11 protein-coding genes are annotated in these 10,391 nt (G+C 38.8%); 5 read left to right on the top strand and 6 right to left on the bottom strand.

What is annotated here, in order from left to right; all coding sequences use genetic code 11:
- The 3 genes from ACFSY7_RS14470 to ACFSY7_RS14460 all read right to left on the bottom strand — a co-directional run.
- Nucleotides 1-492, bottom strand: a 492-nt coding sequence (locus ACFSY7_RS14470) for an RNA-guided endonuclease TnpB family protein (protein WP_380148314.1), incomplete at its 3' end; no start/stop codon positions are given.
- Nucleotides 493-507: 15 nt separating this feature from the next.
- On the bottom strand, nt 508-912 hold the full coding sequence (tnpA, locus tag ACFSY7_RS14465; RefSeq protein ID WP_380148313.1) for an IS200/IS605 family transposase: 405 nt from the start codon (nt 910-912) through the stop codon (nt 508-510).
- Nucleotides 913-1,094: 182 nt separating this feature from the next.
- Complete coding sequence (locus ACFSY7_RS14460; protein ID WP_126989981.1) at nt 1,095-1,823, bottom strand: hypothetical protein; 729 nt, start codon at nt 1,821-1,823, stop codon at nt 1,095-1,097.
- Nucleotides 1,824-1,983: 160 nt separating this feature from the next.
- Between ACFSY7_RS14460 and ACFSY7_RS14455 the strand changes: the two genes are divergently transcribed.
- Complete coding sequence (locus tag ACFSY7_RS14455) at nt 1,984-2,373, top strand: (deoxy)nucleoside triphosphate pyrophosphohydrolase (protein ID WP_380148312.1); 390 nt, start codon at nt 1,984-1,986, stop codon at nt 2,371-2,373.
- Between the two features lie 11 nt (nt 2,374-2,384).
- Nucleotides 2,385-5,282 (top strand): DUF3427 domain-containing protein, encoded by a 2,898-nt coding sequence (locus ACFSY7_RS14450; protein ID WP_380148311.1) that lies wholly within the window; start codon nt 2,385-2,387, stop codon nt 5,280-5,282.
- Between the two features lie 42 nt (nt 5,283-5,324).
- On the opposite strand, the gene ACFSY7_RS14445 is transcribed toward ACFSY7_RS14450, so the two are convergent.
- Nucleotides 5,325-5,780: a hypothetical protein gene (locus ACFSY7_RS14445; RefSeq protein ID WP_380148310.1), complete on the bottom strand. Its 456-nt coding sequence runs from the start codon at nt 5,778-5,780 to the stop codon at nt 5,325-5,327.
- A 331-nt stretch (nt 5,781-6,111) separates the two neighbouring features.
- On the opposite strand from ACFSY7_RS14445, the gene ACFSY7_RS14440 reads away from it, so the two are divergent.
- From ACFSY7_RS14440 to ACFSY7_RS14430, 3 genes are all read left to right on the top strand, one after another.
- Nucleotides 6,112-6,465 carry a hypothetical protein gene (locus ACFSY7_RS14440; RefSeq protein ID WP_139993333.1) on the top strand — a complete coding sequence of 118 codons (354 nt, stop codon included), beginning with the start codon at nt 6,112-6,114 and terminating at the stop codon, nt 6,463-6,465.
- Nucleotides 6,466-6,565: 100 nt separating this feature from the next.
- Complete coding sequence (locus ACFSY7_RS14435; protein ID WP_380148309.1) at nt 6,566-7,681, top strand: methyl-accepting chemotaxis protein; 1,116 nt, start codon at nt 6,566-6,568, stop codon at nt 7,679-7,681.
- Between the two features lie 759 nt (nt 7,682-8,440).
- Nucleotides 8,441-8,731: a hypothetical protein gene (locus tag ACFSY7_RS14430; protein WP_380148308.1), complete on the top strand. Its 291-nt coding sequence runs from the start codon at nt 8,441-8,443 to the stop codon at nt 8,729-8,731.
- A gap of 118 nt (nt 8,732-8,849) precedes the next feature.
- Here ACFSY7_RS14430 and ACFSY7_RS14425 read toward each other — a convergent pair whose 3' ends face one another.
- Both ACFSY7_RS14425 and ACFSY7_RS14420 read right to left on the bottom strand, forming a co-directional pair.
- The gene (locus ACFSY7_RS14425; RefSeq protein WP_126989989.1) at nt 8,850-9,899 is read right to left on the bottom strand and encodes a P-loop NTPase; all 1,050 of its coding nucleotides are present in this window, start codon (nt 9,897-9,899) and stop codon (nt 8,850-8,852) included.
- A 12-nt stretch (nt 9,900-9,911) separates the two neighbouring features.
- Nucleotides 9,912-10,391 carry a DUF1641 domain-containing protein gene (locus ACFSY7_RS14420; RefSeq protein WP_126989990.1) on the bottom strand — a complete coding sequence of 160 codons (480 nt, stop codon included), beginning with the start codon at nt 10,389-10,391 and terminating at the stop codon, nt 9,912-9,914.

The following is a 10,391-nucleotide window of genomic DNA, read 5'->3' as shown; positions in this document are numbered from 1 at the left end:
AGACACGTAAAACGTACCACTCGCATTATATTTGATTGTCGCCTTTAAAATACGCCCTTCAATGTCACGCGATTTTACAAACTTTACAAGTCCTAATTTTGGTAGTTTCATTTGATTGCCGACAATCGCAATGCAATTATGGCTATTCTTAGTTGTATAACTTTGAACCGGATTCTTTTTACTTTTGAAACGAGGATACTTATTTGGTCCTTTGAAAAAACGTTTAAAAGCATCCATTAAATTTTCATAAGAGGCTTGTAATGCCACACTATCTACATTACGTAACCAAGCGGTATCATCTTGTTTCTTCATTTTCATGAGCATTTTGGACATAATGGAACGATCCAACCCTTTTCCTTCTTCTTTATAAGAAGTATTCCAACGTTCAAGGAAATAGTTGTACACAAAACGGCAATGACCATGTGTTTGATGAATCAATGCTCGTTGGTCTTTATTCGGGTAGAGTCGGAATTTGTAGGCTTTATGTGGCATGACAATCACCTCTTTCTACTTATTATTTTGTCCTTGAGACTGAATATATTTTTTAATCGTTTCTATCGATACACCGCCAGTTGTTATGAGACAGTAACTTTTAGACCAAAACATTTCTTTCCATAATTGCTGTTTGATTTCTGGAAAGTCTCGTTTTATTAGACGTGAACTCGCTGATTTATATGCATTGATGAATTTTGAAAGTTCGGTATTAGGGTGTGCTTTAAATAAAATGTGAACATGGTCTTTATCATGGTGCCATTCTACTAAAGATATGTTATAGTTGCTTCCTATTCTTTCAAAAATATCTTTTGCGTAATTTGATTTCTCATCATTAAATACTTTTTTTCGGTATTTGACGACTAAAACTAAGTGATAGTGCAATGAGAATACTGAATGATTATTACTATCTAAAACCATTGTTGTATCAGCCTTTCATGTTTATAATACTGATTATACAATCAAGCTGATTTACAGTCAAAACTTAATGCCTTGTAGCATTCACCACCCACCTACTCGCTACGCTCTTTGAGGTGGGCGTCCTCTGCTACATTCAAGATAGAAAAAAAAGCTTAGACGATTCGTCGCCTCGGCTTCTTTTTTTACGTCCAAATATAGCGCCCATCACTGACAATGCTGCCATCATGTATATCGACATACCAAATTCCTTCAGCATCGAGTAGTTCCGCTGCCTTATCAGTTTTTTGAAGCACCGGCTTAATCGGCATTAGCGTCTGGCTCATAAGAATTTCATACGTCAAAATCATCTCCTCAGGACTCGAGACGATAAAATGCTTTCGCGGAGCAATTAAATAAGGACAATCAATTTTCCACGCCGTACCACCAAGTGATTGAACCGTGCACCCACGCGTCTTTAATAAATGGACAACTTGATTGGCAAATTGTTGTAGACGATGCTCCGTGAGCGTCACACTTGGCGCCGCATATAGATTATAATTCGGCAAATACCATTCCTCATGCGTCAAAATAATGCCCATTTGCTCATAATGATCACGAATCGCCCAGGATTCCTGCTTTGATAAACAAACAAGCTGTTCAAGCTCCTCAAACTGATGGAAGTAATACGCTAATTCAACAAGCGAGCGACTAAAATGCAGCCGATGCCAGCACAGCAGTGCCACCTCGCTCGTAATACCCGGAATATCCTTAAACGTCGGCATCACAATCCCCTCAAAATAAGGCACAGTCACCGGAAGCCCTTTCATCACCTTATCAAGCGCCAACCCTTCCGAATCTGCAAATGCAAGCCGTGAAATATTTTTCATCGTCAACCGTTCGCGAAAAACCTTTCCTTGTACGATAAATAGCATGTTTACACACCACCTTTAGTAATACTATTGACCGTTTTGATTTTTGTTAAACACAGTAGGGGCTTTGAAGTATCATTTGTGGCACACTGTTTATTTTTAGGAGAATGAAGCATTCTTTTTTCATCAAAAACTCGTATACTAGAAGTAGAGGTGATAAGAAATGAAGAAAACCGTTCATGTTGTGGGAGCAGTTATTGAAAATGACGCGCAACAGATTTTATGTGCACAACGAAGTCCTAGTATGTCATTAGCGAATTTATGGGAATTTCCTGGTGGCAAAATTGAAGCGGGCGAAACACCACAGCAGGCATTAAAGCGTGAAATTATGGAAGAATTAGATTGTGTGATTGATGTTGGCGATAAAGTAGAAGATACGACGTACGAATATGAGAACGTGATTGTACGTCTTGAAACATACAAGGCAAAAATTACAGAGGGCGCACCAATTGCGAAAGAACATGCACAATTGATTTGGAAGAAGCGTATCGAGTTGCTTGCACTTGAATGGGCAGCCGCCGATATTCCGGCAGTGGAGCAATTGACTAAGTAGGGGGGAATTTGATGGAAGCGAGACAACAGCTAGTAGAGGCATTAGAAAAAGGATTTATGAACGATGCAATTGTTGCAAATGAGCGATTACAGCCAAGATTATTAAGTAATAATGCGAATGGACAAGTATTACCAACCTTACTGCAGGAACTTGCAACATGTCATTCATTCACAATTTCAGTGGCATTTATTACTTCAAGTGGGCTAGTGATGTTAAAATCTGTACTTCAGGATTTAGCATTAAAAGGTGTTCGAGGACGTATTTTAACATCTACTTATTTAGGCTTTAATAACCCTAAAGCCTTTGAAGAGCTAATGAAAATTCCAAATGTAGATGTTCGTTTGACATCAATTCCTGGATTTCATGCGAAAGGGTATATTTTTGACCAAGGAAGTTATGAAACACTAATTGTTGGGAGTTCCAATTTAACAGATTCCGCTCTGAAAACGAATTACGAATGGAATGTGAAATTGAATTCACTGAGCCAGGGAGATTTGATTCAACGTTTTAATGAACAATTTGAACATGCTTGGAAAGACGCCACACCGCTATCTCAGCAATGGATTGATATGTATCGTCAAACGTATAAACCAATGCCAAAACGTCAGGTGACACCATTCCCATTATTACCTGGTCAAGTAGCAGAGGCGGCACTTGCAGCATCATTTGAAACAGAACCAACTGCAGGCTATGTGACGATTACACCAAATAAAATGCAGACGCAGGCACTCGCACAGATTCAGCAGGTTCGTGATTCAGGTGAAAAACGTGCATTAGTCGTCTCAGCAACGGGCACAGGGAAAACGTATTTATCGGCGTTTGATGTGCGCCAATATGCACCGAAGAAAATGCTCTTTATCGTACACCGCGAGCAGATTTTAGAGAAAGCTATGAGCGATTATCAAAAGGTGCTTGGTGGAGATAAAGCGGATTACGGAAAATTTGTTGGGAGCACGCAGCAAACAGATGCACGCTACTTATTTGCGACAATTCAAACCTTATCAAAGCCTGAAAATTTAGCGCGTTTTGACCGTGAGGCATTTGATTATATTTTAATCGATGAAGTACATAAGGCGGGAGCTCCTTCTTATTTACGCCTGTTAGATTATTTTGAGCCGGCTTTTCTATTAGGGATGACTGCCACACCAGAGCGAACAGACCAATTTAATATTTTTGAGCTGTTTGACTACAATATTGCCTATGAAATTCGTCTACAAGAAGCGCTAGAGGAAGAAATGCTTTGCCCATTCCATTATTTTGGTGTAACGGATTTTGAGCGTGATGATTATGTGATTGATGAGAATATGTCAATTGACCAATTAATGCTAGATGAGCGTGTGAACCATGTTATTGAGAAAGTAGAATATTATGGCCATGCAGGAGACGCAGTAAAGGGCCTTATTTTCTGTAGTCGTAAAGAGGAAGCGAAGCAATTATCGCAAAAGCTAAATGCACGGGGTTATCGAACAATGCCTTTAACTGGGGAAGATTCAACGGATGTTCGTGAAGCGGTCGTTGAGCAATTAGAAGCGGGTGAGCTCGATTATATTTTAACGGTCGATGTATTTAATGAAGGTATTGATATTCCGGTAGTCAATCAAATCGTCATGCTGCGACAAACGCAATCAAGTATTATCTTTATTCAACAGCTTGGCCGTGGCTTACGTAAGCATGATTCAAAAGATTATGTTGTGATTTTAGACTTTATTGGCAACTATAAAAATAACTATATGATTCCGATGGCACTTGCTGGTGATAATACGTACAACAAGGATAATTTACGCCGTAATACGATGGATATGGCTTATATTAAAGGTGTATCAAGTGTGCATTTTGAAGAAATTGCGAAAAATCGTATTTTCGAAGCGATTAATCAAAAAACATTAATTACGATTCGTGAGCTAAAGGCGCAGTTTGAACAGCTGAGTAATCGCTTAGGTCATCAACCAATGTTAATCGAATTTATCGAGCATCATTCAGTAGATCCAGAAGTTTTATTAACGAAACGCCCAAATTATCATGAATTCTTAATGTATGTGGATAAAGACCTTGCTGCATTACCAGCTAGTCAAAATACGATGCTGACATTTTTATCACAGGAATTAATGGATGGCAAGCGTATGCATGAGCTTCTTTTATTGAAAGCATTAATAGCACAACCAACTGTCTCAAAAACACAGTATATCGAGCTACTGCAGCAACATGAACTTACTTATGACGAGGAAACCATTACTTCTGTAGAAAGATTTCTTGATTTAAGTTTCTTTGTTAGTAGTAATCGAACGAAATATGCAGATGCTTTAATGCTAGAGGTACACGAAGATATGTACACACGTACTTCTTCATTTGAAGTAGCACTTAAAAATGACTTATTTATCCGTTATGTAGAAGATATTTTTGCCTGCGCTAACGAGAAATCAACGCGCTATGCATATGAGCAGCTAAAAGTCGGCGAGAAATACTCACGTAAAGATTATTGTCGTTTAATGAACTGGAGTAGTGATATGTCGGCAACAATGTATGGCTATAAAATCGATGAGCCTACAAATACATGTCCATTATTTATTACGTACCATAAAGATGATTCCTTAAGCTCTGAGACACTTTATGAGGACGAATTATTAAACCCTTCTACACTAAAATGGTTTACACGTCCAAATAATCGTGTAAATTCAAAGCAGGTAGAGAGAATACTACACAGTCCAGACCTTCGTATTGATGTGTTTATTAAAAAAGAAGGTGGCGAAGGGACCGACTATTTCTATTTAGGTAAGGCAAAACCAGATGTCGAAAGTGCAGAGGACATTCAACTGATGCACAAAGGTGTTATGAAACCATATGTGACATTGAAATTTGAATTAGAAGCCCCTGTTCCAGAGGCGATTTATCGTTATTTAGTCGGTGTATAATAAAAAAAAGAGAGAAGTCGTAGCATTACGATTTCTCTCTTTTTATATGTTTAGGTGTATGCCATTTTGATAACAGTCTGTTATAAACATATCTTCAAACTCCACAGATAACTGAAAGTACAATGTGGGGAATTGTTGTGAAATAGATTCGATTAAATCTTCAATTAGGCTATAAGGTGCTTCAAAAAAATAAACAGATGTTGTCGTGTCTCCGATTGCTTTTTCTAAATGAATATCCTCACTTTTATACAATGTAGCAAAATTTAAATCTTCTATAGTTTCTCTTGTTTCAACCACAATTAACCTATTGGGCCCATATTTTTGAGTATAGACGATTGCATTCGGATACGCCTGTCGAATTGTTACTAAGCTATCTTTTGAATTATTAATATAGTGTTTTTTTCGAATAGTATGTGTGCCCGCAAGCATCATGTGAAATTTGTCTCGGTCTCTTAAATTGCCACATACATGTAGTTCGTTTAGGTGATAGTTTGTCATCTCAAAACTCCTTCAGCTTATTATAAAAGAATCAACTTGGGATCTCTAGAATAATAATTAACCTCACGTATCTTTAAAACATAATTTATTCTACAATATGATTATTTTCTCAAAAAGTATTTTTACCATTCAATTAGAAAATAAGTAAATTAAAAGAAAATAATGAATTAACGAGATTTTATCGTCTTATCCTCTACATATTAATGGGTTTTTATTAAAAGAATTGATTAGAACAAAGGAACTACTATCGACATTTTAATGTATATTATTTATACTATAAAAAATAATGCGTTATAGGTATAATAATACTATTTTGATAGGAGGAATAGAAATGGTTTTCGCTGAGAAGCCGAGGTATCGCATGTCGATTTATGAGCAAAAAAATGAAGTACATGTGCAAATTCTTGGATTTATTCGTGATGAGGTTGTACCAGAGTATCTAGAGGATATGACGTCATTAATTGGTCAGGTGCCTGCGTACAATTATACGTTGGTAGTTGATGCGACCGAGCAGTCGCCACTACCTCGTAAGGTGGCTGCGGAGCTTGGACAAACGATGATGGTCTATACGACATTAGGCTTTAAAAATCTACGCTTGGTAATGCCGAAATCAAAAATTTCGTTTGTGCAGGTGCGTAATGCGCTAGCGACAGTTAATTTCCCTGGAGAGATTGTGAACCCTTAAATAAAGGGATGATGAGCGTGCAAGCTGTAGCAACTAAGTATACAGATGTAACGGATGGTACATACATTATTACATGTGATTTATAAAGGAGAACGGAAAAATGAGCGTATTTTTTTTGGTATTGACGATTGTGTTACTTGGCACGACGATTTATTTTGCGCTGAAGTATCAAACGCTAAAAAGATCGACACAGGTAGATGCACAGGCATTACAGGAAATAGCATCATTGACGAATGAGCCTGTAGATGCAACAAATGCCATCGAACAGTTAACAAAGCATATTTCCGATGAAAAGGAACGTTTCTTACAGTTCACACAGGAGATTGATGGTAAGAGTGAACATTTAAAAGAACAGGGTGAGTATGCGACCGAGAAGGCAGATATTGTGCGTGCGGCGATTGATGAGATTGGTAAGGGTTTGCGTACACAACTGATTTCAACAGAGGAAAGTACGGAATCAATGAAGGATATTAATGAGGCGATTCGTGAGCTATCAATTCGTTCAAATGATATTTCAGAGCAGTCAAATACGACACTGCAATTAACAAAAGAAGGCGATGAAAAATTAAAAGAATCGATTCGCATTATGGAGAATTTCAATCAAACGATTCAAACAACATTTGATGGCATTAAAGTGCTCGGTGACAAATCAAATGAAATTAGCATGATTGTGAAGGTCATTACAGGAATTTCTGAGCAAATTAATCTACTTGCGCTGAATGCGGCAATTGAAGCGGCACGTGCGGGTGAGCATGGGAAGGGCTTTGCGGTCGTAGCAGATGAAGTTCGCAAGCTAGCAGGTCAATCGAGTGATTCTGCGCTTGAGGTATCGAATATTGTTAAAAATATTCAAGATGAAACAGAGCGCGTTGTCCATTCGATGCAGCAAGGGACAGAGGAATTTGCGGTTACGAACGATAAAATTTCAGAAATTGTCGAGATGTTTAATAAAATCGTTGAAACGACGCAAATTATTGCGGAGAATAATATGAACTCATCTGCGAGCACTGAGGAATTGTCATCAAGCTCACAGCAAATCACGGTGGCGATGGATCAAATTTCTGAGATTTCACAGGAGTCGGTTGAAATGTTTGATGAACTCGTTGGGATTAGTGATAAAGAGCTTGCGACGATGGCAAGCTTGTTAGCAGAGGTAGACACTATTATTGAATTAAAAGAGCGTGCACATGCGGTGTTAGAGGCGCAAACAGTATAAAATGATTCTCGCCAAATAGCTGATTCAAAAATCACGAAAACCTCAGGAAGCGTGTTTTGGCTACAACATATTTTAGAATAAGTGCCAAACAAGGTCTATTTACATGTAGAAAATAGGCAGATTCATAATTATCTTCTATAAAAGAAGAAAGAAACAATTATTTATTAACAAGAACGCATATCATTATTATTTTTAAGCAATCAAAAAGGCTTATTTTGACCCGAAATCGGGTGAAAACAGCCTTTTTTGTATCTCCGAGGGGTGTTTTTTGTCGGTGAATGATGCCGTAAAGGACGATTCTTTCGATTTTGTGTGAAAAATAACGTTCCGCTGCTAGATCACCATTTTCTACTGTTGAAAAGACGTATTTGCGTCCGAAAAATGCATAAAATGGGTCGATAATGAGGCTCTGAGGGGCAATTTTTGCACGTATTGATTGAAATTTTGGTGTAAACTTTCGCAACTATCACGAAAAGTTTTCATAATTATTTGCGATAATACGCACACTGCACAAATGCTTATTAATCACGCAGGCTTATTCTCATAGAGGTGACACATATTTTCTCATAAGTCGTATGTAAAAGACGCTTCTTAGGGTAATTGGTGATGTTAAATGAATGATTTCATTTCATGCGATTCATTTGAAAGCGTGCCGCGTGATAGCTAGACTTTCTCGCTCAAAAAGCGTAGACTAATTTTAGATGAATTTTTTGTGCTATATAATAGAAGAAACTCGTAAAAAAAGGACGGTTTTATCTAATGGAAGAAGCACAAATAAAGGACTGGCTCATGCGTTTTCAGCGCGATAAGGATATCGAAGCGCTTGAAGGTTTAAAGAATCATTGTGTGTCGATGATTGAGCCATTGATTGAAGAGTTTGAAGCGAAATATAATCAGCAGGCGGGAGATTTGCTGCGTGAAAATTGGGATAAGCGATTTTTCTTTATTTTCACGAAGTATCAGCTCGATGTGGGTTTACCACTTGAGACGTTTGTGCAAAATACGTATCGTTTTTATTTTATGCAGGTGCTAAAGCGCGCCGGCTATTAAAGAGAAAGAGACGACCCTCTGCTTGCTGCAACAAGCGAAAGGGTCGTCTCTTTTTTAACGTTCAATAGATAGATGAATTTTTTTGGTAAATCTTATAATAGAAGTAGGGATGTAACTGTTAGTTTATATGAATAATGTCTTCGGCAAGATGCGTAAATGCTTCGCCGACCACCGAATCTTCGTCATAAACGGATGAGCCTGTATTTTCTTCGGGCTGTGCAAATGGAATTTGTGCGATGACTTCTGTGGCTAACGCTCCTGCAAGTGCGCTACCGCCATCTTTCCCGAATAAATAGTTGCGTTCTCCGTCTGATGTTTCATAGAACGCCATATTTTCGACAACACCTAAAATTTCGTGCTTCGTATGACGTGCCATAACACCTGCGCGAGAGGCGACATGAGATGCGGCGTTGTGTGGTGTCGTCACAATGATTTCTTTGGCTTGGGGGATCATTGCTGCGACATCAATTGCGACATCACCAGTGCCTGGTGGTAAATCAAGTAATAGATAATCTAGGTCGCCCCAGTGTGTGTTGACAAGGAAGTTGCGGATCCACTTGTTCAACATCGGACCGCGCCACATAACGGGCTGATTATCTTTTGAGAAGAAGCCCATCGACATGACTTTGACACCCTCTTTTGTGACAGGGACAGCCATCTGGTCAATCATCGTTGGCTTTTCGGTAATTTTCATCATAGTCGGAATGCTATAGCCATAAATGTCTGCATCAACAATCCCAACGCGCTTGCCTTGGCGTGCAAGTGCGGCTGCAAGGTTGATAGTGACAGTTGATTTACCGACGCCACCTTTTCCGCTTGTGACAGCGATAAAGGTTACGCCTGAATCTTCTCGTAGCATCGTAGGCATACCTTCTGATGTGGTATTTTCTTTTTTGAGAGAGGCAGTTAGTTGCTTACGCTCCTCGTCTGTCATTGAACCAAATTGTAACGTCACGGCTGTAGCACCTAATGCTTGAATGGCGGTTTCAACGTCTTGTTTGATTTTGGCTTTTAGGGGACAGCCTTGAATCGTTAAGACAATTGTGAGTGAGACATGGGTACCTTCAATGTGAACGTCACGCACCATATTTAGTTCAACGACGCTTTTGTGTAGTTCTGGGTCCTCTACATCTTTCAATGCATGGATGATTTTCTGTTGTGTTAACATCGGTTTCGCTCCTTATTCGTTTAATCCTTTACCAAGGCCTTTTAAGAAGTGTACGCCGAAGTTCATTGCACGATTGACATCAGGGTCATTCATGATTTTCATTAACTTGAAAATGCTCATTTTTTCATCTGCTTCGACAGCAACTTTCGCTTCGTCTAGACCTGAGTTTAAGCTTGTCATTAATTTTGCGACCATTTGAGCATCCATCTGTGTAAGCGCTCCTGCAGCACCTAGCATCACATTCATCATGTTCGTTACGGGTTCGCGTGTCATTTGACCAAGAGCAATATGCGCAATTTCTTCTTTTGCTTGAAGCATTTTTGTGACCGCTTCAAGCGCACCAACATCGTTTAGCTCCGCCATAATCGAAAAGATTTGCGCGACCGCTTGTTCGTTATCGGTTACGAGTGTTTTGAGTTCTTCTAATTTTTGAGCGGCGATTTGCTCATCTGTTAGTACTTCTTTTTTAATCTTTGTAATCGGAGTAGCCAT

The sequence above is a fragment of the Kurthia populi genome, assembly GCF_042686175.1.
Classification (GTDB): Bacteria; Bacillota; Bacilli; order Bacillales_A; family Planococcaceae; genus Kurthia; species Kurthia populi.
This window is presented reverse-complemented; position numbering and strand designations above follow the sequence as displayed.

Coding starts and splice junctions, on each gene's coding strand:
- ACFSY7_RS14455 (WP_380148312.1), top strand. CDS start 1,984: ATGAAGAAAACCGTTCATGTTGTGGGAGCAGTTATTGAAAATGACGCG.
- ACFSY7_RS14450 (WP_380148311.1), top strand. CDS start 2,385: ATGGAAGCGAGACAACAGCTAGTAGAGGCATTAGAAAAAGGATTTATG.
- ACFSY7_RS14425 (WP_126989989.1), bottom strand. CDS start 9,899: ATGTTAACACAACAGAAAATCATCCATGCATTGAAAGATGTAGAGGAC.
- tnpA (WP_380148313.1), bottom strand. CDS start 912: ATGGTTTTAGATAGTAATAATCATTCAGTATTCTCATTGCACTATCAC.
- ACFSY7_RS14430 (WP_380148308.1), top strand. CDS start 8,441: ATGGAAGAAGCACAAATAAAGGACTGGCTCATGCGTTTTCAGCGCGAT.
- ACFSY7_RS14435 (WP_380148309.1), top strand. CDS start 6,566: ATGAGCGTATTTTTTTTGGTATTGACGATTGTGTTACTTGGCACGACG.
- ACFSY7_RS14440 (WP_139993333.1), top strand. CDS start 6,112: ATGGTTTTCGCTGAGAAGCCGAGGTATCGCATGTCGATTTATGAGCAA.
- ACFSY7_RS14460 (WP_126989981.1), bottom strand. CDS start 1,823: ATGCTATTTATCGTACAAGGAAAGGTTTTTCGCGAACGGTTGACGATG.
- ACFSY7_RS14445 (WP_380148310.1), bottom strand. CDS start 5,780: ATGACAAACTATCACCTAAACGAACTACATGTATGTGGCAATTTAAGA.
- ACFSY7_RS14420 (WP_126989990.1), bottom strand. CDS start 10,391: ATGGCTACTCCGATTACAAAGATTAAAAAAGAAGTACTAACAGATGAG.